The organism is Colwellia sp. KS18-150 (genome assembly GCF_057551365.1).
Genome location: NZ_BAAJMC010000025.1, coordinates 22,807 through 45,775 on the forward strand (window position 1 = coordinate 22,807; position 22,969 = coordinate 45,775).

21 protein-coding genes and 1 pseudogene are annotated in these 22,969 nt (G+C 38.0%); 8 read left to right on the forward strand and 14 right to left on the reverse strand.

Annotation, left to right across the window (positions count from 1 at the left end; all coding sequences use genetic code 11):
* The first annotated feature begins 17 nt into the window (after nucleotides 1-17).
* Nucleotides 18-232, forward strand: a pseudogene (locus tag AC27IF_RS18315) (hypothetical protein).
* Nucleotides 233-241: 9 nt separating this feature from the next.
* On the opposite strand, the gene AC27IF_RS18320 reads toward AC27IF_RS18315, so the two are convergent.
* Together AC27IF_RS18320 and AC27IF_RS18325 are read right to left on the reverse strand one after the other, a co-directional pair.
* Nucleotides 242-676: a VOC family protein gene (locus tag AC27IF_RS18320; RefSeq protein WP_487055794.1), complete on the reverse strand. Its 435-nt coding sequence runs from the start codon at nucleotides 674-676 to the stop codon at nucleotides 242-244.
* Nucleotides 677-704: 28 nt separating this feature from the next.
* A complete protein-coding gene (locus tag AC27IF_RS18325; protein WP_487055795.1) occupies nucleotides 705-2,552 on the reverse strand; it encodes a serine/threonine protein kinase in 1,848 nt (615 codons plus the stop codon).
* Nucleotides 2,553-2,654: 102 nt separating this feature from the next.
* On the opposite strand from AC27IF_RS18325, the gene AC27IF_RS18330 reads away from it, so the two are divergent.
* Nucleotides 2,655-3,188 (forward strand): SRPBCC family protein, encoded by a 534-nt coding sequence (locus AC27IF_RS18330; RefSeq protein ID WP_487055796.1) that lies wholly within the window; start codon nucleotides 2,655-2,657, stop codon nucleotides 3,186-3,188.
* A gap of 70 nt (nucleotides 3,189-3,258) precedes the next feature.
* Here AC27IF_RS18330 and AC27IF_RS18335 read toward each other — a convergent pair whose 3' ends face one another.
* From AC27IF_RS18335 to seqA, 7 genes are all read right to left on the reverse strand, one after another.
* A complete protein-coding gene (locus AC27IF_RS18335) occupies nucleotides 3,259-4,518 on the reverse strand; it encodes a 2-oxo acid dehydrogenase subunit E2 (protein ID WP_487055797.1) in 1,260 nt (419 codons plus the stop codon).
* 22 nt (nucleotides 4,519-4,540) lie between these two features.
* Nucleotides 4,541-5,518, reverse strand: a complete 978-nt coding sequence (locus AC27IF_RS18340; protein ID WP_487055798.1) for an alpha-ketoacid dehydrogenase subunit beta — start codon at nucleotides 5,516-5,518, stop codon at nucleotides 4,541-4,543.
* A gap of 2 nt (nucleotides 5,519-5,520) precedes the next feature.
* Nucleotides 5,521-6,702: a thiamine pyrophosphate-dependent dehydrogenase E1 component subunit alpha gene (locus AC27IF_RS18345; protein WP_487055799.1), complete on the reverse strand. Its 1,182-nt coding sequence runs from the start codon at nucleotides 6,700-6,702 to the stop codon at nucleotides 5,521-5,523.
* A gap of 363 nt (nucleotides 6,703-7,065) precedes the next feature.
* Nucleotides 7,066-7,404: a DUF3718 domain-containing protein gene (locus AC27IF_RS18350; protein ID WP_487055800.1), complete on the reverse strand. Its 339-nt coding sequence runs from the start codon at nucleotides 7,402-7,404 to the stop codon at nucleotides 7,066-7,068.
* A gap of 464 nt (nucleotides 7,405-7,868) precedes the next feature.
* Complete coding sequence (gene astE / locus AC27IF_RS18355) at nucleotides 7,869-8,957, reverse strand: succinylglutamate desuccinylase (protein WP_487055801.1); 1,089 nt, start codon at nucleotides 8,955-8,957, stop codon at nucleotides 7,869-7,871.
* Nucleotides 8,958-9,040: 83 nt separating this feature from the next.
* The gene (gene pgm, locus AC27IF_RS18360) at nucleotides 9,041-10,705 is read right to left on the reverse strand and encodes a phosphoglucomutase (alpha-D-glucose-1,6-bisphosphate-dependent) (RefSeq protein ID WP_487055802.1); all 1,665 of its coding nucleotides are present in this window, start codon (nucleotides 10,703-10,705) and stop codon (nucleotides 9,041-9,043) included.
* 65 nt (nucleotides 10,706-10,770) lie between these two features.
* The gene (gene seqA / locus AC27IF_RS18365) at nucleotides 10,771-11,343 is read right to left on the reverse strand and encodes a replication initiation negative regulator SeqA (RefSeq protein WP_487055803.1); all 573 of its coding nucleotides are present in this window, start codon (nucleotides 11,341-11,343) and stop codon (nucleotides 10,771-10,773) included.
* Nucleotides 11,344-11,484: 141 nt separating this feature from the next.
* On the opposite strand from seqA, the gene AC27IF_RS18370 reads away from it, so the two are divergent.
* The 5 genes from AC27IF_RS18370 (at nucleotide 11,485) to fur (ending at nucleotide 14,087) form a co-directional block, all read left to right on the forward strand.
* Nucleotides 11,485-12,252: an alpha/beta fold hydrolase gene (locus tag AC27IF_RS18370; protein WP_487055804.1), complete on the forward strand. Its 768-nt coding sequence runs from the start codon at nucleotides 11,485-11,487 to the stop codon at nucleotides 12,250-12,252.
* A 150-nt stretch (nucleotides 12,253-12,402) separates the two neighbouring features.
* Nucleotides 12,403-12,624: a DUF2788 domain-containing protein gene (locus AC27IF_RS18375; RefSeq protein WP_487055805.1), complete on the forward strand. Its 222-nt coding sequence runs from the start codon at nucleotides 12,403-12,405 to the stop codon at nucleotides 12,622-12,624.
* The gene (gene ybfE / locus AC27IF_RS18380; RefSeq protein WP_487055806.1) at nucleotides 12,624-12,905 is read left to right on the forward strand and encodes a LexA regulated protein; all 282 of its coding nucleotides are present in this window, start codon (nucleotides 12,624-12,626) and stop codon (nucleotides 12,903-12,905) included. Before AC27IF_RS18375 ends, ybfE begins: the two co-directional genes overlap by 1 nt.
* Nucleotides 12,906-12,936: 31 nt before the next feature.
* Entirely contained in the window at nucleotides 12,937-13,461 is a 525-nt protein-coding gene (gene fldA / locus AC27IF_RS18385; protein ID WP_487055807.1) for a flavodoxin FldA, read from the forward strand.
* Nucleotides 13,462-13,643: 182 nt separating this feature from the next.
* Complete coding sequence (fur, locus tag AC27IF_RS18390; RefSeq protein WP_487055808.1) at nucleotides 13,644-14,087, forward strand: ferric iron uptake transcriptional regulator; 444 nt, start codon at nucleotides 13,644-13,646, stop codon at nucleotides 14,085-14,087.
* A 91-nt stretch (nucleotides 14,088-14,178) separates the two neighbouring features.
* On the opposite strand, the gene AC27IF_RS18395 is transcribed toward fur, so the two are convergent.
* On the reverse strand, nucleotides 14,179-14,748 hold the full coding sequence (locus tag AC27IF_RS18395; protein WP_487055809.1) for a PhnA domain-containing protein: 570 nt from the start codon (nucleotides 14,746-14,748) through the stop codon (nucleotides 14,179-14,181).
* A 217-nt stretch (nucleotides 14,749-14,965) separates the two neighbouring features.
* Here AC27IF_RS18395 and sstT point away from each other — a divergent pair, with 217 nt between their 5' ends.
* Nucleotides 14,966-16,201: a serine/threonine transporter SstT gene (gene sstT / locus AC27IF_RS18400; RefSeq protein WP_487055810.1), complete on the forward strand. Its 1,236-nt coding sequence runs from the start codon at nucleotides 14,966-14,968 to the stop codon at nucleotides 16,199-16,201.
* A gap of 144 nt (nucleotides 16,202-16,345) precedes the next feature.
* Here sstT and tilS read toward each other — a convergent pair whose 3' ends face one another.
* From tilS to rnhB, 4 genes are all read right to left on the reverse strand, one after another.
* Entirely contained in the window at nucleotides 16,346-17,707 is a 1,362-nt protein-coding gene (tilS, locus tag AC27IF_RS18405; protein ID WP_487055811.1) for a tRNA lysidine(34) synthetase TilS, read from the reverse strand.
* Nucleotides 17,708-17,763: 56 nt separating this feature from the next.
* Nucleotides 17,764-18,720, reverse strand: coding sequence for an acetyl-CoA carboxylase carboxyl transferase subunit alpha (gene accA, locus AC27IF_RS18410; protein WP_487055812.1), 957 nt, complete (start codon nucleotides 18,718-18,720; stop codon nucleotides 17,764-17,766).
* A 73-nt stretch (nucleotides 18,721-18,793) separates the two neighbouring features.
* Nucleotides 18,794-22,336 carry a DNA polymerase III subunit alpha gene (gene dnaE, locus AC27IF_RS18415; protein ID WP_487055813.1) on the reverse strand — a complete coding sequence of 1,181 codons (3,543 nt, stop codon included), beginning with the start codon at nucleotides 22,334-22,336 and terminating at the stop codon, nucleotides 18,794-18,796.
* Nucleotides 22,329-22,967, reverse strand: coding sequence for a ribonuclease HII (gene rnhB, locus AC27IF_RS18420; RefSeq protein WP_487055814.1), 639 nt, complete (start codon nucleotides 22,965-22,967; stop codon nucleotides 22,329-22,331). The genes dnaE and rnhB overlap by 8 nt, the downstream gene beginning before the upstream one ends.
* Nucleotides 22,968-22,969: the final 2 nt, after the last annotated feature.

The following is a 22,969-nucleotide window of genomic DNA, read 5'->3' on the forward strand; positions in this document are numbered from 1 at the left end:
GCAAATACTACTCAACAATGAGCAAAGCGCTTTTAGCCGAATCCTTCGGACAGCGTTTGTTGGACATTTTTACGGCGTTATCGCCTTTTTATGTGACGTCACATGGATGTGACTTATTAGATAATGCAGGAGCAATTATCCTGAACAACCACATGACAAAGGCTCTGCCTTGTATAAATACCCAACAATTCGCTGCAAAAACAATCTCAAAAGATCAACAGCCCGTAAATAAATAGCGAGATTAAGGATTAATATGCTTTTGATATAAAGCGCTTTGGGCTCCTGCAGGATCCTTGATCACAACATACTTATCATCTCCCATCGATTTAATGTTAGTCACTAATGCGCCTCCTTGTGCTTCTACAGTGGTAACTGCCAGTTCAATATCAGCCACTAAAAAATATGGTAGCCAAACTGCTGGCATATCCTCATTAGCCCCCTTAGCATGACAAACGCCGGTAACGAATGAGTTACTCTGTGCATCAGTTTGTTCAGTATCATTGTTTTCTGTAGTTTTAGCGCTCATAGCAAAGTCAGCATAGGGCTCACCGTTACAGCTCATATTGACAGCTTCACTTTGCCAACCTAATACCTGTATATAAAAGTTTTTAACTTGCTCTGCATTAGGCACAGATAAATCCATCCATGCCATATCACCTATCTGATTACCGTACATAAGATTATCCTTTAACCGTTTTTAAAATTTACATCAATTTTGGATTTTTTGGATAAAAGCGCTCTGGTAAGGCACTAATATGTTCAAAAAAACGTGTGTCTTTATAAGGTAGCTTCATAAAGCCAGATATGCCAAGACCATCGATAGTTGGTAGTAAGGCTAAGATTTCAGCTAGGCATTGACTGAACTCGGCTTTTTTATCGTGGTTTAATAACATCAAATAACTGTGAATTTTTAAATGGGTTGGTAACACTTCAAAAATAATGCAGCCGGTATGATGAATTAGATTTAACCTAGATAATACCGCCATCATTTCATCAGGCAGATATAAATATTCATCGGGATCTTTGCCATCTTCAAAATAAGAATGGAGCTTAGTGATATCATCAATATCAGCAACATCACTTACTTCAAAAGCAATTTCCTGCTCTGCATTAGCAATAAATGGTTTAGTGGCGTTGTCACGTTCAACATGCAGGGTGTTTCGAGCATTAAACAAACAACTTTTGAACATACCAATACGAAAAATCCCTTGCGCCAAGTGGATCATGTTATTTACTGAGCTTTCAAATGAGGCTTTTAAACTGGCATCAAATAAGGTCAAATTAGAGTCGATATAAACGCCCTCTTTTGCCCAACGAATAGCTAAACCACCTACAACAGGAAAATTACCTAAACGACTCAAAGCGGCGATAAATGCTTTTTCATTATCCCCCATTCCCATCAAGTAATTCTTGTAATATTTTTCTAACTGCACGTCATCAATATCACTAAGTTTATCTGCGTCAGACTCCTCACGTAAAAAAGATTTTCGAGAGCCATAAACTACGGTATCTATTTCTTCTTTTTGGCCAGTTACATGACGTTTTACCCACACAGGTATCATTGGCTCAGTTTTGTTAACTGTTGCTGTATCTGATAACACCAATTGTTTTAAGTAAGATAAATTATTAAAAAAATAATCACCCGCCTGATTGCGCTTCTTTTCATCATCACATAACATTGCCGTCAATACATTTGCTAGCATCTTAGGCAAACCTAGTGAACTTGGCGGAATAATTTGACTTCCATAGCGACATGATTGTCCGGATGCTATGGCATATAAAGTTGCGGCTAACCCTTGCTCGTCAAACCGTGGTGAAGATAAACCGCCGTTGATTTGTTCCGGCCCGATAAAATAAACATCACCTAAGCGAGCATTACTGTTTTGTAAGTCGCTACTCATTAAGTCCATAACATTATTACTGGTACTCTGCCCATCAACATCAAGCTGAGCAATAACTGCTGAGCCCCAATCAATAAGCTGTACTAAACCTGTACTGTCATCAAAAACAACATTCGAAGGTTTAATATCACCATGGACATAAGGTTTATTTTGTGGATGGGCATTAGCATCACGTAAATAAAGTAAAATATCGGCTAATTGAATAGCAATACTGACGACAAGCTCTGGTGCTAAGGGGCCTTTCTGATGTGAGAGTTTTTCTAAATCTATACCTGGTGCTCGGCTCATTTGTAAAATGGATTGCCGTTTGATTTTTTGATAATCAATCACTCTTGGTATTTGCAAGTGACTTAATTGCCCTTGAATATCGGCTTCTTCACTTAGTCGGTCTTGCACGTGTTGAGGTAAATTTGAACGTGAAAACTTAAATACAACATCTTCTCCATCACTATTGATTGCCGAGAACACAAAACCATAGGCGCCTTTACCTAAGAGTGCTATTTCTTTATAACCTAAGCTTTTAAGTTGCTGTTGACATAAATCTACCCACTCTTTTAATTTAGTAGCATCTTCATGATTCAATAAGTAAATAGATTGTTCTTCGGCAATATAAAAATGCTGAAGTTGCTTATCTTGAACGTTTTCAGACAAATTTGAACTCACTTTTCTGTCAATAAAATCAATTTTCAATCAAAATGGTATAAATTAATATTACCTTTATAATGAATTAAACATAACTAGTTGGATATAAAAATGATTAAAAAACTCTCCATCATTATTGCTGCAATTATTGCGCTACCTTTCATCATCGCCCTTTTTGTTAAAAGTGACTATGCAGTTGAGCGACAAGTTACCATCAACAAACCTATTTTTGAGGTATTTAGTTATATCAAACACCTCAAAAATCAAGATAATTATAGTAAATGGGCGTTAATGGATCCTAACATGACAAAAACCTTTAATGGTACCGACGGCACGGTTGGCTTTATTTCCGCTTGGGATAGTGAAAACGAAGAAGTAGGAAAAGGTGAACAGGAAATAATGAGTATCATCCCTAATAAGCGAATAGATTATGAGTTACGATTTTTAGCGCCATTTGAATCAACCTCTCCCGCTTATATGACAGTGATGATATCGACTAATAATACAACCACTGTCGCTTGGGGTTTTGAAGGTCGTATGGACTACCCAACAAATTTAATGTTTTTGTTTATGGATTTTGAAAAAATTATTGGTGATGACTTACAAACAGGACTAAATAACTTAAAAGTAATTATGGAAAAATAACCCTGAGTTTGATGAAATTTGGCTTGCTGAAGCGCAAGCCAAATTTTGTAACCAAACGGGTTAATAACGTTTAGCTCATATGAACTAACATATTACTAGGCTTTTCTAGATAGGATTTCCATAAATTACAAAACCTGGCAATACTGCCGCCATCGATAACTCTATGATCTCCAGACCAACTTACCTGCATAATACTACGTGCTTCAACCTCACCTGCAGCGTTAAACCTAGGCAGAGTTTGTAGCTTTCCTAAAGCAACAATAGCCGATTCAGGCTTATTAATAATAGGCGTTGCAACCGTACCACCAATAGCGCCAATATTTGAAATCGTAATTGTTCCGCCTTTTAAATCACTACTTTGTACTCTACCACTGCGGGCATCAAGGGTTAGTCGACTAATATCAACGGCTAAATCTAATATAGACTTCAGCTGCACTTGCTTCACATTAGGTACAAGCAAGCCTACTTTTGAATCAACCGCCATGCCAATGTTATGATCATTGAAATAGGTTAATTCACTACAGTCTTCATTTACTTGGCTATTAATGACCGGATATTCTTTTAACGCTAGCGACATTGCTTTCATAAAAAACGGCATCATGGTGAGCTTAATGTCTTGCTTTGCCATCTCTTTAACTACGTCTGACTCTTTAAGCGACAAACGTAACTGGATTAGCTCAGTCATGTCTATTTCTTCACAATAAGTAAAATGTGGAATAGTACTTACTGACTCAACCATAGCCTTAGCCATGACGGCTTTAATCCCTTTTATTTTTTCAACGTGACTCATTGCTGTCGTTATGTTTGAAGTTTGTGAAGTAAGTTGAGCATTTTTTCCACCTTGCTCAAAAGCAACAACATCATCTTTATATACTCGCCCTTTTTTACCTGAGCCAGCAACTTCACAAATATTAACATCTAATTCGCGAGCAACACGGCGAACAGCAGGGCTAGCAATAGCTTTACCATTCGCGGCCTTTTGTACAGGTTCAACACTTGATTCAGCTTTTTCTGGCTTTGTGGTCTCACTAGTTACCGGCGCTTTATCAACACTTGTTTCAACAGCCTTTTCTACCGTGTCTTTAGTATCACCTTCAGGGATCATAGAAAATAACGGTGCGTGTACTTTAGCTATATCCCCTTGCTTGTAGAACAATTTATCTATCACGCCAGAGTGCATCGCAGGGATTTGTACTAAGGCTTTATCTGTCATTACATCAGCGATTGGCTGATCTTCTATAATATTGTCGCCTTCTTTAACTAGCCACTCAACCAGTTCACACTCAACAATACCTTCACCAATATCAGGTAAAATAAAATCAATACTCATATTCTTTTCCTAGCGTTTATGGTTAGTAATTTATGCTGCGCTTTATGGCTTCATATATTTTAAGGTGATCTGCCACATATTCTTTTTCAAGTGCTAATGGATAAGGGGTATCTAAACCACACACTCGCTCAATAGGCGACTCTAAATGTAAAAAACATTCTTGTTGGATCGTGGCGGCAATTTCACTAGCAAAACCTGCCGTTAGTGGTGCTTCTTGACTCACTAATAAACGCCCTGTTTTCATCACGGAATTGGCAATAGTTTCAATATCCCACGGCACAATAGTTCTTAAATCTATAACCTCACATGAGATACCATCATTAGATGCTAGATCCGCTGCTTTTTGTAGTAGCTCCATTTGAGCTCCCCAAGCGAGCAATGTGATATCACTTCCTGTTTGTACAACTTCTGCTTTTCCTAGCGGTAACTGGTAATCTTCTTCTGGTACTTCGCCAACAGATGCTCGATATAATCGTTTTGGCTCAAAGAATATCACCGGGTTATCATCACGAATCGAGGCTAACAATAAGCCTTTGGCTTGGTATGGATTTCGAGGAATGACAACTTTCAAACCAGGAGTATGAGCAAAATACGCTTCTGGTGATTGACTGTGATATAAACCACCGGCAATTCCACCACCATAAGGTGAACGAATGGTAAGTTTACCCACATCAAACTCATTACCACTACGATATCTAAATTTAGCCGCTTCATTAACAATCTGATCAAAAGCAGGAAAAATATAATCGGCGAATTGAATTTCAGCGATAGGACGAGAGCCTTGCGCCGCTAAACCATTGGCAAAACCAATAATGCCTTGTTCAACTAATGGAGTATTGAAACAACGTATTTTACCGTATTTATCTTGTAAGCCTGACGTTGCACGAAAAACACCGCCAAAGTGACCAACATCTTCACCAAAACATAGGGTGCTATCATCTTCTGCCATGGCGATATCTAACGCATTATTAATGGCATGTAACATGTTCATTTGTGCCATAACTAGAATTTCCCCGCAGTAAATGGATAGGCTTGTGGATATTTATTTACGTGTTCTTTAACTTCTGCTAACTGCGCTTCAAGCTGCGCAGATGGAACATCGTAAACATCGGTAATTAAGGTATCTATATGTGGTTTATTGATTTTTTCTGAAACTTTTACAGCGGCAAGAACCTCTTCTCTATACTTTTCAAAAAGCGATTTTTCTTGATCTTCATTCCACCAGTTTTGAGAAATCATCCAGTTTTTCATTCGCAAAATTGGATCATTTTCCTGCCACTTAGCTTCTTCTTCACGGGTTCGATAACCAGAAGGATCATCAGATGTAGAGTGTGCCCCTAAACGATAAGACATAGCTTCAATTAGTACGGGTGCATTTTCAGCTAAAGCATATTTACGTGCTGTTTGAGTGGCTTTTATGACCGCCAATATATCATTACCATCAACACGTAAGGTTTTAATACCATAGCCAACACCACGTGAAGCAATACCATTGCCTTTAAATTGCTCGTCAGACGGTGTTGAAATAGCATAACCATTATTTCGACAGAAAAAAATCACCGGTGCTTCTTGAACCGCAGCCATATTTAAACCGGCATGAAAATCACCTTCTGATGCAGCCCCTTCACCGAAATAACATAAGGTGACTTCATCTAATCCTTGAAGTTTCTGACCGTAAGCATAACCTGTTGCCTGTGGAATTTGTGTGCCAAGCGGTGAAGAAACCGTCATATAATTCAGTTCATTTGAACCATAATGAATAGGCATTTGACGACCTTTACCAAGATCTTTCTCATTAGAAAACATTTGGTTCATAAAGTTTTCTAAACTAAAGCCACGGAACATTAAGGCGCCCTGTTCACGATACTGACTCATGATCATATCTTGTGACTTCAAGCCTGCCGCACCACCAACACTTGCAGCTTCTTCACCTAGCGCAGCCATATAAAAACTTAATCGACCTTGACGTTGCGATGCCACCATACGCTCATCTAAGACACGGTGGAAAGCTAAAGTTTCATATACTTTAACGGCAAGCTCTTCATCCATATCAGGCATGTCACTTCCTTCATATATGCTTCCGTCTTGCTTTAAAATTTTTAATTCTGGGATCTCAACGCTGGAGCCATCAATAAAGGTAGGTTTATGTACTACCGGCCCATCATTATAAAGTTCACTACTCATAACTTTCTCTTATTTAGTTACACTTGCGGATACAGGCTTTTTCTTTTTTTTAGTATAGCCAACAATTATTATATATCCCGCAAACATTACCTTTACGTTAACTGCAGTTCAAGATTATCGTGTAATGATGTTAAGTTGAATTGGAAGAAAGTGAACAGGAATGTTTACATTAACTAACCTGAAATCGGTTTAAGAGATATTTAACTTATTGAAATAAAGTGACAAATTACTTTATATATATCTAGCTTGATAGTTTTAGTTAATGCTAGGCAAATTTCGCGTCAATAGCTGGCCTATTGCAAGAGAAATTAATGCATAAGTCAATAAAAGTAGCTTCTAGAGAAACATGTCTATTAAGTAGTATTATTCAATACGCTTGTTAGCAATGGAAATGACCGCTTCGGTTGATAAAGTCGGTATGATAGCTTTGACCTTTTTTTTGGGTAACTTAGAAATAAGTAGGCTAACGGTTTCCATGGCGTTCCTATTTTCTGCAAAAGCGACTAGGTTTTTACCGTTACAACTAATACCATCAAAGATTTTACGGATTTTTAGCCTTTTCGCTTTAAGAAAACTTCGAAGGCGTTTCTTATCATCGACGGCAATATATTGGCAAATATTTTGCGCTACGTTTTCTTCGGAAAGAGCAACTGTCGACGGCAATATTAATCCTAAACAAATTACTAACAATAAATATTTCATAACCTTGGCCTAATTAATTTAACTCATTAACATGAGCTGATGATGTAACTGTAATAGGCGCATCACACATTAAGGTATACAAGAATTTAATACCTTAAACTCCATCCATAGCATGGTGTTTTTGCGTTAATTATTTTAACTCGGTTGCTTTCAATGTTTCTTATACTTTCTCAGTTAACTATAGACAAACACTTTGGATAGTTCCAAGTTTGTCATGGAAGATATTAATTAGTTAAGTATTTTCCATCACCACTGTTAACAAGAAGTAGCAAAATCAAAATGTTAAAGCATGTTAAGCAGTTATTTAAATTAGGAGCTCGCCACTAGGCTGATTGATTTAGAATAGTGCACTGGAGGATGATAGGTTATCAATGAAAAGCAAATATATTGGCTTTTACAGATGTGTCAGAACTATCAAAGCTCATTAAGTTAATCAACTTTGATAGTTTGAGTTATAAGTAGCTTTATTCAGCAGAGATTTCTACCGGGATAACGGTGAGCATAGCCCGTTGACCAATAGCAACATTGGCATTGGGGAAAATGATAGCTTCACCTTCCTTCAGTGTTTTAATCTGCTTATCGCCATCAGTAGCAATTACGGTGCCCACAGGAAAATCAGTAAAATTCTCAACATCATCGGCAAAATGTAAAGAAAACTCTTGATGATGGCGATCAATAATTTGATCTATTTTGAAAAAGCTAAAATCTGTTTCGTCATAGGCGATAACTTGTATTGCTTGTCCTGAAATTAAGGCCGTTAAACTATCACTTACCTTAGCAAAATTATCTCTATCATTTTCGCCAAATGGCTTTACTTTACCTAGCTCTACAGTAAAGGCATGAGCACCAAATTCATTAGAAGAAAAATAACTAAAGGTTGTGGTAGCAGAGTTTGAAAACAAGATTGTATTAACGCCACAAGCAAGCATAAATTGTAATTGCGCTTTCACCCAAGGCTTATTATGTCTAAAAGGATAAACGGCAAACTTATCATTTTTTGAGCCTCTAATGGCAGTATGTAAGTCATAATGAAAACGTTCACCTTGACCCGCTTCAAAAAAATCTCGTACCGTGTTTTCTAATAACAGGGCTCGATGCCGCTCCTTATTAATCAAGCCCGCACCTTGACCTTGATCTTGTGAGTGACCACCAGAAAACAAGCGATTTAAGTTCTCTTCAACAAAGCGCTGACCAATATTAATAGAAGCTGGATTACCAAACAAAAACAGTACTCTATGCTGAAGCGTTAACTCACCTAAAATGAGTTGTTTGATTAAATCGCTGCAAATTTCAATTGGCGCCGTTTCATTACCATGAACAGCACTAGAGAGTACTATATCTTTAGTCGATACGGACTCAAGCGGTTCAAAAATCATAATCCCTGTATCAAGTACTGACACTTTACTTCGGGCAAGACTTTCTTTATTAACAATTTCAAAACTAAAGGCAGGCATATGAAACTCATGACTACGAGTTAAGTGTAAAAAATCACCCGTCGCCAACAATTGAGATTGTAATTTCGCTGCTGATAATTGTTCTTGTGGGTATGGCATAACGCCCCTTAAATTTAGCTTTTGAGAGGTAAAACACACCGACTGACTATCAGTGTGTTTTGATATTTATTCTAGAGAGGAGGTTATAATCCCGCAGATTTGAATACTGTACTAACAATCTCTTGTGCTTCATTAATGATAGTTTGCAAATGCTGTTCATCAATAAAACTTTCTGCATAAATTTTATATATTTCTTCTGTGCCCGATGGACGAGCAGCAAACCAGCCATTTTGTGTGGTGACTTTAATACCACCAATCGCCGCATTATTTCCAGGCGCATGAGAAAGTACTTGATTAATTTTCTCACCGGCAAGCGTATCAGCCAAGATATCGTTACTAGATAATGCCGTTAGCACTTTTTTCTGCTCAATTGATGCAACAGCTTCAACTCTACCATAACATGGCTGACCTAGTTCGCTCACTAGTTCAAGATAATGTTGGTGAGGGTCTTTACCTGTTACCGCAAAAATTTCAGCCGCTAAAAGAGCCATAATAAAGCCGTCTTTATCTGTAGTCCAAGTGCTACCGTCACGTGCAATAAAAGCAGCACCGGCACTTTCTTCACCGCCAAAGGCATAACTTGCATCATTTAAACCATCAACAAACCATTTAAAACCTACCGGTACTTCTGAAAGAGGACGGTTTATTTTATCCGCTACACGATCAATTAACGAACTTGAAACTAAGGTTTTCCCTATTTTACAATCTTTTGGCCAATCTCTATTTGTCATTAAATAATTAATAGCGACTGCTAAATAATGGTTGGGATTCATTAAGCCACCAGACTTAGTGACAATGCCATGTCGATCAAAATCAGGATCATTACCAACACTAATGTCAAAATCGTTTTTCATGGCGATAAGCCCTGCCATCGCATAAGGCGACGAACAATCCATGCGAATTTTTCCATCTTTATCCAACGGCATAAAGGCAAAACTTGCATCAACGACAGGGTTAACAATGTTAATATTTATGCCATATTTCTCAGCAATTACTGGCCAATAAGCGATACCAGAGCCACCAAGCGGATCTACACCAATGGTAACCCCTGCTTTAGCTATGGCCTTCATATCAATTACTTGTTCAAGCTGGCTAACATACTGTTCAATGAAATCTTCTTTCGTTAATAAACTCGATAACAGTGCTTGCGTATAAGGTACTTTTTTAACCTCAACCAAACCCGATTCAATAAGCTCATTAGCACGTTGCTCTATCTGTTTAGTAATATCGCCTTCTGCAGGTCCACCATGAGGAGGGTTGTACTTTATGCCACCATCCGTTGGAGGATTATGAGAAGGAGTAATAATAAGACCGTCAGCAATCGAATTATCATCATGGGTATTATTATGACTGATGATTAAGCGAGAAATAACCGGTGTTGGGGTAAATCCACCACCTGATAAAGCATCATTTTGAATAACAACATTTACACCGTTAGCGATAAGTACCGAGATGGCACTAGCAAAAGCCGGCTCAGATAACGCATGGGTATCTTTACCTAAATAGAGTGGACCATTAATGTTTTTTGAAGCTCTGTATTCTGCTACCGCTTGGCATATGGCGGTAATATGATATTCATTAAAGCTAATTTTTGTGGCGTTACCTCGATGCCCTGAAGTACCAAAGCTCACTTGTTGAGCTGTAATAGCCACATCAGGAGTTTGTAAAAAATAGTCACTAACTAATTGACCAATATTGATTCTATCTTCAGGTCTTACCGGTTTACCGGCATGAGGATGCACAGACATTATATTTCCTTGCTTTGTAATTTAACTGCTAGCTTAATATTAAGCATATATTGTTGGTGAAAACATTATAATAAATCGCGTATTTTTTCGACTTCAGTTACATCATAACCAAGTGATGTCGCTGCTTTAGTAAGCATCATTTTTTTACGGGTAGTGTTTGAGTTAGTCATCACCCAAAATGGGCTTTCTGGTATTTGTTTTGGTTTAGTGCTGCTGCCACTTGCCGCTAACTCTGCTTCGCTATGAGCAAAATATAAACGATCTCGACCACAGATTTCAGTTACAACAGTAAATGTATCTGGATTAGCTCGATATAAAGCCGCTAAAATCAATAAGAAGCGGCCAACAGCGCCCCGTTGCATTGCTAACTCTTCTTTATTAATAAAATTAAAAACACTTTCGCGACTGACTTCCTGATTTACAGGAGCGCTTTGTTTACTTACTTGAGTATCTTCATTCGCATTTTCATTTTGAGATGATGGCGTATCTTGTTTTGCTACTTGCTCGGTAGTTGCATTATTAGTCACTACATTCAATTCCAGCATACGACGCAATATGCTAGAAGCACTTTCACCTATTGCTTGAGTATTCGATACAATATATTGATAAAGCTCTTCATCTATTTCGATATTTTTCATTAATAATCCCACTACTAACAGCAAAAGTTTAATTGCGGCAAGATTATACCCAAACTACCTTTTATTTCATGATAAAATTGCGATAAGTTAAAATATTTTTTTATATTTGGTATAAATAAACAAATGACAAAGTGTAACTCAATGGACCTGCTTAATTATCAGCAACTTGGTGAAGGTGAACACCTTATCTTAATACATGGGCTTTTTGGCAGTTTAGAAAATCTCAATATGGTTGCGAAAACCCTCGCTAAGCATTACTGCGTTACCAGTATTGATGTTAGAAATCATGGTAACTCCTTTCATAAGCCAAGTATGAGTTATGATGAATTAGCATCAGATGTAATTAGCTTGTTAGATCATTTAGCAATTAAGGAGTGTATTGTTCTTGGCCACTCAATGGGTGGAAAAATTGCCATGCAACTTGCACTAAACTACAGTGAAAGAATTCAAAAACTTATTATTGCGGATATTGCCCCAGTAAAATACCCAGATCACCACAAACACATAATCGCAGGCTTACAAAGTATAGACTTCAATAAAGTAAGCAGTCGTAAAGATGCCGATCAACAACTAGCCGAATATGTTGACAACATTGGTGTTAGACAATTTTTACTTCGCAATATCACCAGTGTTCTAGAAGGGAAATTTCACTTCAAATGTAATATTGAAAATATTTCTCAAGCTTACCCACAGATAATGCAAGGCATAGAGAGTTCACATTCATTTAATGGTAGCACCTTGTTTATCAAAGGTGGAGAGTCTGATTATATTTCAGCTAAGCATCAAGCCGTTATAACAACACTATTTCCTAATGCTAAAGCTAAAATAATTCAAGGAGCTGGCCACTGGCTTCATGCTGAAAAGAGCGTTGCTTTTAATAAAATTGTCGTCGACTTTTTATCAAGCTAACCCTCTAATTTAATACTTTTGATGGAGATCAAAAAATTTAGCAAGGGTTCAGGTTAAAATTTTTATCTACAAGTATTATGAAAGTAAATGAGTTTGTTTTAACACTATGCTATAGTGCCGCCAATTTTTTAGGCTTAAACACATACTTGCATGCTAGCTGAACATTTAGAGCTGATAGAAGCTATCGGTCTCAATTTATTTTTTCTTTTTATTTTCGGTTTCATTGGTTTATCCATTCATGATGTGATGAACAAAAATGATGTACCTAAAATGGGCAAGTTAGTTGTATATTTTGTATTATTTTTAGGTTGTGCTGGTTTTATTGCCAAAGGCATTATTCAATTCGTCTGGGAAAGTCAGGGGGTTGGCTAATGGCAAAAGAAATTAGTGATTTAACTACGATTGACTTATTTCAAGATGAGAAACGTCCGGGTCGCCCAAAAACGAGCCCACATTCTCGTGATGTACAAATTAGAATAAATAAGCGCAATCAAGTTAAAAGAGACAAAAATAAAGGTTTAAAGCGAGTAGAGTTTAAAATACATCAAAGCTTATTTGAACAATTAGAGCACTTGGCTAAAACTAAAGGGGTTAGCCGTAGCGAATTAATCGAATTGTTATTGATAGAATCATTAGCAAATGAACAAAATTAATCAAAGTTAAACGAAGTAAAGGTAATTTCCCATGGCAATCGTAGGTTTATTTTTCGGTAGTGATACCGGTAATACTGAAGCTATAAGCAAAATGATCCAGAAAAAGCTGGGTAAACAAATGATCGATGTTAAAGACATCGCTAAAAGTACCAAAGAAGAAATCGCAGAGTTCGATATGCTTATTTTGGGCATCCCTACTTGGTATTATGGTGAAAACCAGTGTGATTGGGATGATTTTTTACCTGATCTAGAGGAAGTAGATTTTACCGATAAATTGGTGGCAATTTTTGGCTTAGGTGATCAAGAAGATTATGCTGAGTATTTTTGTGATGCTATGGAGCCTTTACGTGACATTGTTGAAAGTAAAGGTGGTATTGTTGTCGGTAACTGGCCAACAGCAGGTTATGAATTTGAAGCATCTAAAGCCCTAGTCGATGAAAATACTTTCATTGGATTGTGTATTGATGAAGACAGACAACCAGAGTTAACTGAAGAGCGTGTTTCTCAATGGGTTAATCAACTTAATGATGAGATGTGCTTAGCAGAATTATCTTAATAAACCTTATAAAACACAAGGTTATTAGCGCTATTAGTGCCAACAAAAGCTCATTATTTGGGCTTTTGTGCTTTTTATTGCTAAAAAATGTCTAATTAGTTAAACAAACACTTTCACCAAAGTTAATAACATCCTATACTTTTATTTTTATCGCTAATACCTAAAATAGAGAATTTATCTACATGGCAGATCAAAACGAAGAATTAAAAAGAGCCGGATTAAAAATCACCCTGCCACGTATTAAAATTTTAACTATTTTACAAAATCCAAACAATCAACATATTAGTGCTGAAGATGTTTATAAAATTTTGCTGGAGCAACATGAAGAAATCGGCTTAGCAACAGTTTATCGCGTATTAAACCAATTCGATGATGCAGGTATTGTTACTAGACATCATTTTGAAGGTGGTAAGTCAGTATTTGAATTAGCTCACAAGAAGCATCATGATCATCTAGTCTGCTTAAAGTGTGGCAAAGTGGTTGAATTTGAAGATGATGTTATCGAGCAAAGACAATCTGATATTGCTAAATCTCATAAGATTCATCTTACTAACCACAGCTTATACCTATATGGTGAATGTGAAGATAAAGAGGCTTGTGAAACATATCGAAAAGATAACTTATAAAAATAAGTTAACTTAAGAAAAAAGGCTATTCCCTTTATCAGGTAATAGCCTTTTTTATTGCCATGTACATAATGAAATAACTAAAAACGATTTACGCTTTTTTCAAATACGCGGCTACTAATACAATACGCGTACCATTAACTTTCCCTTCAATATGCTCTGGGTTTTCAGTTAATGAAATCCCACGTACCATAGTCCCCTGCTTAGCAGTAAAGTTGGCACCTTTTACTTTTAGATCCTTTATCAAGGTGACATTATCGCCATCTTGTAATTCAGCGCCATTGCTATCACGTGTTGGACCATTTGTTTGCGCTGCGGCAATACCTTGCTCTGCCCATGTTCTCACATCATCTTCAAGATAAATCATCTCTAAAGCATCTTGCGCCCAACTTTCCGTAGATAATTTATGTAACATACGATAAGCCATGACTTGTACAGCAGGCTCCTGATTCCACATACTATCGGTTAAGCAGCGCCAGTGATTTATATCTATTTCACTTTCCCCTTCAATTTGACTTTGACAGGTATGACAAAGATAAACACTTTGTTGAGCGCTCAAGTCGCTAGTTGGGGGGACAGGGTAAACAGTGAGGTTATCTGTTGATGTACATAATTCGCAGCTATTATTACTTCGTTGCTGTATAGCTTGTTCGCTAGGCATAGTTTCTCCAACCAAAGGGGAACAGGATTAATATGCGGCAATTGTACCTTAATTTAAACTGGGTTTTGATGGAAAAAACAAATAACTATCTTATATCGTCAAATAATATTGCCAATAGCCCCCATGCCCTAATACAAGCTGTTTACCCTTAATCACTAGACAAAGTCGCGAGGCAATGTTAAAAAACGGCTCATAACTATTATAATCAGGCGCAAATATGTCAAATAACCAAACCGCAACGTCAAACACCTCTCTATTTACTAAACTGCTCTCACTAGGCTTAGTCTCTCAAATAATCATAGCCATCGTTATAGCGTCAATCTTCGCGACAATAGCACCTGAGGTAGCCAAATCATTTTCAGTATTAGGGCAACTTTTTGTTAATGCTTTAAAAGCGGTCGCGCCAGTCTTAATTTTTATTTTAGTCATTTCATCGATTGCCAATCAAAAACAAAATAATGACGCCAAAGTAAAACCTATTATCATCCTATATTTAATAGGTACACTCAGTGCTGCTTTTGTTGCGGTTATATTGAGTTTTATGTTTCCTACTTCATTAACCTTAGATATCGCGGGGGCAACAGCTAATCCCCCACAAGGACTAGGTGAAGTACTAACAACATTGGCATTTAAAATAGTAGAGAACCCCATCCAAGCTATTATAAATGGTAACTTTATTGCGGTGTTAGCATGGGGAATAGGCTTAGGTATAACGCTGAAAAAAGCTAATGACAGCACAAAATCTATGGTGCATGATTTTAGTGAAGCAATAACGAGTATTGTAAGGCTTGTTATTCGTTTTGCACCGCTAGGTATTTTTGGTTTAGTTGCCAATACTATTGCTAGTACAGGCTTTTCAGTATTTTCTGAGTATGCTCAATTACTAACAGTATTAGTCGGCTCTATGCTCATTATCGCTTTAATCGTAAACCCAGTAATTGTTTATCTTATTACTAAAACTAACCCTTACCCATTAGTTTTCACCTGTCTTAGAGAGTCGGGGATTACGGCATTTTTCACTCGAAGCTCAGCGGCCAATGTGCCAATTAATTTAGCCTTATGTAAAAAACTTAACTTACATGAAGATACTTACTCTATTTCGATACCTTTAGGATCAGCTATTAATATGGCAGGCGCTGCCATTACCGTAACGGTATTAACATTAGCAACAGCCAATACCTTAGGCATAACTATTGATTTCCCAACAGCATTATTACTCTGTGTTGTAGCGTCAATTTCAGCTTGTGGCTCTTCAGGTGTCGCTGGTGGCTCGTTACTGCTTATTCCGTTAGCGTGTAGCCTTTTTGGTGTGCCTAATGATGTTGCAATGCAGGTAGTCGCGATTGGTTTTATTATTGGCGTGATTCAAGATTCAGCAGAAACTGCACTCAATAGCTCTACGGATGTGGTATTTACTGCTGCAGCTTCTCATCATATAACAAGGAACCAATAATGATACTATTTCGCATAAAGAAGTAAGCACTTTCTTATGTGGATTGGTATCAATGATAAGTAGCGAGATATTAAATAACACACTCGGTATTGTGAAGTATTAATATCTTGCTACTTTCTTTTTATTAGTCATACCAAGCGCTGATTAGTTAATAATTTCTATGACTTCCTCACCAACCTTTGGTAAATAAGGTTGGCAAACAAAATATCCTAACGCCGCAACAAGTACCTCATCATAATATAAAAACGGCACACGTTTACGTTGCCAAGGTGGTATGTTGAGCTCTTGTAATACTTTCTTCAAACTACGGGAATGATTGCGATAATCTGGCTGACAAGTGGGATTGTTATGGCTAAATTTAATCGACACTTTACAATCTTTTGTCGGTGCTGCCACAACGCATACATTTAGTTCAGCATTATTTTCCTGTTCGCTACACCCTGCTTGTTTTTTAATTATTGATATATTCTCAAGGTTATCTGGTAAGTTAATAATCTGATTATTAACGCTCAAGTCGATATCCGTTTGCCAGTGACTAATATCGCTAAGCTCTTCAGTTAAATATATCACCGATTTATAGCGCCTAAAGTAACACTCCCCTACTTTAACGCTTGGATTTTTATCTTTCTCAGCGCCAAGTTGTTGGTGTAGTTGAGTTAACTGCTCAGTACTTGGCATTAAACAATGGCGTATACTTAGATAATAACGAATAAGGTTTTTAAACCTAGCCATTGATAATTGACTTAATGCTACTACACATAGGCCATCTTTATCATGTTGACACAAGCTGAGATCTTGCATCGCTAATTCGTCTAATAATAACTGCCCTTCTTGGCAATGCTCACTGCTACGATTCATCGTATTAGCAATACTTGGCCAACGCTTTGTCAACAGCGGCATAATATCATTGCGGATGAAATTTCGATCAAAACGATTATCGCTATTCGATTCATCTTCAACCCAAGTTAATCGATGCTTTTTAGCATAATCAACAATTTGTTGGCGACTAATATTGAGTAAAGGACGTACAATCAGATTGTTGCCATGCTTCACTTCACTAGCCATTGCAGATAGCCCTTTTATACCTGAGCCACGTTTCAAAGCCAGTAAGAATGTCTCTGCCTGATCGTCACTATGATGACCTGTAATAATAAGTGAAGGAGTTGATGAAATAGTCGTTAGTGCTTGGTACCTAGCATCACGAGCAAGCGCTTCTAGTGACTGTTGCGCTTGCGGTTTGATATTTACTTTACAAATTGTTAAAGGCAATGAATGAAGCTGACATTGCTGTTTAGCGAACTCTTGCCATTGCTGGGCATTTGTACTCAGACCATGATTAACATGGCATACGCTAATAGGATTTAAAAGTAAGGATTGTCGTTTTAATGACGCTAAAGCATGGAGTAATACTTGTGAGTCGACACCACCACTAAAGGCAATAATGATAGGAGTGTCAGTTTGCTTTTTAATAGCAAGAAGTAGTGCTTGTTCTATTTCATTCATCATAAAAGCAAGAAGCTACAAATAATTGTAGCTTCATCTTATCATTTCGAAACTGATGATCAACAATAACCAAACGACATTAATCTATCGTAACGTTTTTCAATCAATTGTTCTTTGTCTAACGCTTCTAGCTCAGTTAAATCGTGCTTAATTGCTTGTTTTAACATCGCAGCCATTTGATCCATATCGCGATGCGCGCCACCTAGCGGCTCTTCAACAATATTATCAATTAACTCTAATTCTTTAATGCGCTGAGCAGTAATTCCCATCGCGGCAGCTGCGGTTGAAGCTTTTTCAGCTGTTTTCCACAAAATAGAAGCACAACCTTCAGGAGATATCACTGAATAGGTTGAGTATTGCAACATGTTCACTCTATCACCAACACCGATAGCTAAAGCACCACCAGAGCCACCTTCACCAATAACAGTACAAATAATTGGCACAGAAAGACGTGCCATAACTTTTAAATTTTGTGCAATCGCTTCACTTTGGCCACGCTCTTCAGCACCAATACCTGGATAAGCTCCAGGAGTATCAATAAAAGTAATTATTGGCATATTGAAACGTTCAGCCATTTCCATTAAGCGTAATGCTTTACGGTAACCTTCTGGACGAGGCATACCAAAGTTACGTTTTACTTTTTCTGATGTTGAGCGCCCTTTTTGATGCCCTATAACCACAACAGGTTTACCGTCTAATCTTGCAGTACCACCAATAAGTGCGCTGTCATCTGCGTAAGCTCGGTCACCAGCTAATTCATCAAACTCAGTAAAAATACGTGGCAAGTAATCAAGCGTATAAGGACGCTGTGGATGGCGAGCAACTCGAGCTGTTTGCCAAGGATCCAAATTAGCAAAAATCTTTTGGGTTTGCTCTTTGTTTTTTTCACGTAACTGAGTAATTTGTTCTTCTAAATCAAGATCTAACTCTTGACCTGTATTAACAAGTTTAAGCTCTTCTATTTTTGCATCAAGCTCAGCAATTGGTTGTTCAAAGTCTAAAAAGTTTAATGACATAGTTTTCTCTGTTCCTAGTAATTCTATATTTAGGATGCTTTGTTAAGATGTTTAGTTTAAGTAAACCTGTTCCTTACTTAAACTGTAAGGTGACATTATCTTCACCTAATAATTCTTTTAAATCATATAATAACATATCGGCAGGCGAAACTCGCCATTGTACACCAAGTTCTAACATACCTCTTGCTTCTTCACGCTGATAAAAAACTCTTACCGGGCAAGTGCCTTCTTTATGCGGTGTTAAAGTCTGGGTAAACTGCTCGATAAAATTAGGACCTATTTGGGTTTTATCAACCCGTAAATCAAGTGATGTAACATAGTTTTCTCTTGCATCAGCTATGGTCATGATATCTCGGGCGGTCATTGTATTACCTCCGGAGTAATCATCAAAGCTGACCTGTCCACTACAGACTAAAATAGCATCAGTTTCAAGCAATTCTGCAAAAGTATCATAATCATCGGGGAATAAACGTACATCCATACGGGCACTTTTATCATCTAAAGTGACTAATGCCCAACGACGACCACGTTTATTCACCATTACGCGCACGCCTAAAACCAATCCAACGGCTACAGCTTGTTTATCGCGCCCTGTTGGCTGCATGCCCACTAAACGACTAGTGGCGTATTTCTTAATTTCAGATAGATAACGGTTTATTGGATGACCCGTTAAGTAAAGCCCCAACGTTTCTTTTTCACCATCAAGCCAAACATCTTCAGGCCATTTTTTAACTTCTTTAAAGGCTTGTCGTGAGTCGGTTTGTTCATCATTGATCAATCCGAATAAATCATTTTGTCCTAATGCTTCAGCTTTGGCATGTTGCTCAGCCGCTTTGATAGCTTCAGGCAAGGTTTCAAATAATGCCGCTCGATGAGGTAAATCTTTACCGTCTTCACTAAGTTTATAAGTAGGGCCTAATGCATCCATAGCCCCTGACTTTATCAGCTTTTCTAGTACACGCTTATTGGTTTTCTTTAAATCTAAACGGGCACAAAAATCAAATAAATCACTGAAAGGACCGCCAGATTGACGAGCAGCAATAATGGCCTCAATAGGTCCTTCACCCACACCTTTTACCGCGCCAATTCCGTAGACAATTTGATTATCATCATTGACAGTAAATTTATACTGACCGGCATTAACATCAGGGGGTAATAAATCTATTCCCATATTGCTACATTCATCAACGAGAGTAACAATCTTTTCTGTGTTATCCATATCCGCAGACATAACAGCTGCCATAAAAGGGGCTGGAAAATGAGTCTTCATCCACAAGGTTTGATAGGATACTAAAGCATAAGCTGCAGAATGCGATTTGTTAAAACCATAACCAGCAAATTTTTCTACCAAATCGAAAATCTTCATGGCCAATTCGCCATCAACACCACGTTCGATTGCACCTTTCTCAAAACCAGCACGCTGTTTAGCCATCTCTTCTGGCTTTTTCTTACCCATTGCACGGCGAAGCATATCTGCGCCACCAAGTGAGTAACCGGCTAATACCTGAGCAATTTGCATTACCTGCTCTTGGTATAAAATAATGCCGTAAGTTGGCTCTAAAACAGGTTGTAAATCTTCATGTTGCCACGTTTCATCAGGATAACTAATTGCTTCACGGCCATGCTTACGTTCAATGAAGTTATCTACCATGCCTGATTGAAGTGGTCCGGGGCGAAATAGTGCTACCAGTGCAATAATATCTTCAAAGCAATCTGGCTTTAACTTATCGATTAAAGATTTCATACCACTTGATTCCAGCTGGAACACCGCGGTAGTTTGTGAGGCAAGTAACACCTTAAAGCTGGCTTTATCTTCAAGATCAATTTTGGTGATATCAATAGGCTCTTTGCCGGCTTTTAACAATTTTTCATCGGCCATTTCAATGGCCCACTGTAAAATGGTTAGCGTCCTCAAACCTAAGAAATCGAATTTGACTAAGCCGGCATCTTCAACATCGTTTTTATCAAACTGAGTAACCGGATTATTGCCTTCATCATCACAATAAAGTGGTGCGAAATCGGTTATTGTTGTTGGGGAAATAACAACACCACCAGCATGTTTACCGGCGTTTCTGGTTGTGCCTTCTAAGATTCGACACATGTCAATAAGGTCTTTAACCTCACTGTCTTGCGCGTAAACTTCTGGTAACTTAGGCTCTTCTTCAAAGGCTTTTGCTAATGTCATACCAGGTGTTGGTGGGATCAGTTTCGAAATTCTATCAACAAAACCATAAGGATGACCCAGCACTCGGCCAACATCTCGGATAACGGCCTTAGCCGCCATAGTACCAAAGGTAATAATTTGAGATACCGCATCACGACCGTAAAGCTCTGCTACGTGATCAATAACTTCATCACGTCTGTCCATGCAAAAGTCGATATCAAAATCTGGCATAGATACACGTTCGGGATTTAAGAAGCGCTCGAACAGGAGATCATACTCAAGTGGATCAAGATCTGTGATATCTAAGGCATAAGCCACTAGAGAGCCAGCACCAGATCCACGACCAGGACCAACAGGAATATTGTTATCTTTACTCCATTGAATGAATTCCATTACAATCAAGAAATAACCGGGAAAGCCCATGTTATTAACAACTTCCAGCTCAACCTTTAAACGCTCATCATAAGGTTTACGTATTTCAGCAAAATCATCCGCGCTAGTATCAAATAATTGTTTTAACCTTTTTTCTAAGCCTTCTTTAGAGACTTTAATGAAATAGTCATTTATTTCTAAACCTTCCGTTGGAAAGTCAGGTAAAACATATTCCCCCAAGGTAACGGTGACATTGCAACGTTTGGCTATTTCTACTGAATTAGTTAAAGCCTCAGGAATATCACTAAATAACTCACACATTTCATCAGTAGAGCGAAGGTACTGCTCAGCACTGTAACGTTTAGGGCGACGCTTATCATCTAAGGTAAAGCCATCATGTATCGCTACCCGAATTTCATGAGCATCAAAATCTTCTGGAGATAAAAACATCACTTCATTAGTGGCGACAACCGGGAGTTCATATTGGCTGGCTAACTCTACTGCTTGATGAAGATAGTTTTCTTCATCGTTACGACCTGTTCTAATTAACTCAAGATAAAAGCAATCTTTAAAATAGGTTTGATAAAAGCTCACCATTTCAGAGACTAAATCGTGATTACCCTTAAGTAAAGCTTTGCCTATATCACCTTCTCTGCCACCAGAGAGTAGTATTAAGCCTTCTTTGTACTGTATTAACCAGTCTTTATCGATCACCGCTCTATTTTGAAGATGGCCACGCATATAGGCTTTGGAAATAAGCTCGGTTAAGTTTTTATAACCGGTATTATTGGTAGCAAGTATCACTAGGCGAGAAAGCTCGCTTTCTAAAACATCACTTTTCACCCAAAAGTCACAACCAATAATGGGCTTTATACCTGCGCCATGGGCTGCATGATAGTACTTAACTAAGCCGCACAAATTAGTCTGATCGGTTAACGCTAGCGCAGGCATTGTTAATTCAGCGGCTTTAGCGACAATTGGCTTAACTTTTTTTAAGCCATCGCACATCGAAAAATCGCTATGAATACGAAGATGAATAAACTTAGGGTCTGTTTGCTCAGTGACTGCAATTTCAGTCATGACGAACACCTTGCGCGATAACACGGGCTACCGGTTTAAAACTTTGCCTATAACAAGCTAACACGCCATGTTCGATGATCTTCTCTAAATGCAATTTAGTGGGATAGCCTTTATGTTTGGCAAAACCATATTCGGGATGTAAGGCATCAAGCGCGATCATCTCATCGTCTCTTGCAACTTTGGCTAATATGGAGGCTGCGCTTATCTCACTAACGCGATCATCTCCCTTCACCACAGCTTGACTATTAATATTACCTTGCTCACTAGAAAATGTTGGAGTACGGTTACCATCAACTAAAACGAAGTCAGGTATTACTTCCAATCCTTGCACTGCTCTTTGCATGGCGAGCATTGTTGCATGAAGAATATTCAAGGTGTCTATTTCTTCTGGGCTAGCGCGGCCAATTGACCACGCGATAGCTTTTTCTTTGATTTCAACACTTAATAAAGCGCGTTTTTTTTCAGATATCTTTTTTGAATCCATTAAACCCTCAATAGGATTATCGGGATCTAAAATAACGGCTGCAGTTACCACGTCACCTACTAATGGACCACGTCCAACCTCATCAACACCCGCGATACAGTAAGCGATAGGATATTCAAATGGGGGAAATAGCTTTGTTTTTGTCATAA

Excerpts from the sequence above, each read along its gene's own strand:
- AC27IF_RS18320 (WP_487055794.1), bottom strand. The coding sequence starts at position 676 with ATGTACGGTAATCAGATAGGTGATATGGCATGGATGGATTTATCTGTG.
- AC27IF_RS18330 (WP_487055796.1), top strand. The coding sequence starts at position 2,655 with ATGATTAAAAAACTCTCCATCATTATTGCTGCAATTATTGCGCTACCT.
- AC27IF_RS18335 (WP_487055797.1), bottom strand. The coding sequence starts at position 4,518 with ATGAGTATTGATTTTATTTTACCTGATATTGGTGAAGGTATTGTTGAG.
- AC27IF_RS18340 (WP_487055798.1), bottom strand. The coding sequence starts at position 5,518 with ATGGCACAAATGAACATGTTACATGCCATTAATAATGCGTTAGATATC.
- AC27IF_RS18345 (WP_487055799.1), bottom strand. The coding sequence starts at position 6,702 with ATGAGTAGTGAACTTTATAATGATGGGCCGGTAGTACATAAACCTACC.
- AC27IF_RS18350 (WP_487055800.1), bottom strand. The coding sequence starts at position 7,404 with ATGAAATATTTATTGTTAGTAATTTGTTTAGGATTAATATTGCCGTCG.
- astE (WP_487055801.1), bottom strand. The coding sequence starts at position 8,957 with ATGCCATACCCACAAGAACAATTATCAGCAGCGAAATTACAATCTCAA.
- pgm (WP_487055802.1), bottom strand. The coding sequence starts at position 10,705 with ATGTCTGTGCATCCTCATGCCGGTAAACCGGTAAGACCTGAAGATAGA.
- seqA (WP_487055803.1), bottom strand. The coding sequence starts at position 11,343 with ATGAAAAATATCGAAATAGATGAAGAGCTTTATCAATATATTGTATCG.
- AC27IF_RS18370 (WP_487055804.1), top strand. The coding sequence starts at position 11,485 with ATGGACCTGCTTAATTATCAGCAACTTGGTGAAGGTGAACACCTTATC.
- AC27IF_RS18375 (WP_487055805.1), top strand. The coding sequence starts at position 12,403 with ATGCTAGCTGAACATTTAGAGCTGATAGAAGCTATCGGTCTCAATTTA.
- ybfE (WP_487055806.1), top strand. The coding sequence starts at position 12,624 with ATGGCAAAAGAAATTAGTGATTTAACTACGATTGACTTATTTCAAGAT.
- fldA (WP_487055807.1), top strand. The coding sequence starts at position 12,937 with ATGGCAATCGTAGGTTTATTTTTCGGTAGTGATACCGGTAATACTGAA.
- fur (WP_487055808.1), top strand. The coding sequence starts at position 13,644 with ATGGCAGATCAAAACGAAGAATTAAAAAGAGCCGGATTAAAAATCACC.
- AC27IF_RS18395 (WP_487055809.1), bottom strand. The coding sequence starts at position 14,748 with ATGCCTAGCGAACAAGCTATACAGCAACGAAGTAATAATAGCTGCGAA.
- sstT (WP_487055810.1), top strand. The coding sequence starts at position 14,966 with ATGTCAAATAACCAAACCGCAACGTCAAACACCTCTCTATTTACTAAA.
- tilS (WP_487055811.1), bottom strand. The coding sequence starts at position 17,707 with ATGATGAATGAAATAGAACAAGCACTACTTCTTGCTATTAAAAAGCAA.
- accA (WP_487055812.1), bottom strand. The coding sequence starts at position 18,720 with ATGTCATTAAACTTTTTAGACTTTGAACAACCAATTGCTGAGCTTGAT.
- dnaE (WP_487055813.1), bottom strand. The coding sequence starts at position 22,336 with ATGACTGAAATTGCAGTCACTGAGCAAACAGACCCTAAGTTTATTCAT.
- rnhB (WP_487055814.1), bottom strand. The coding sequence starts at position 22,967 with ATGACAAAAACAAAGCTATTTCCCCCATTTGAATATCCTATCGCTTAC.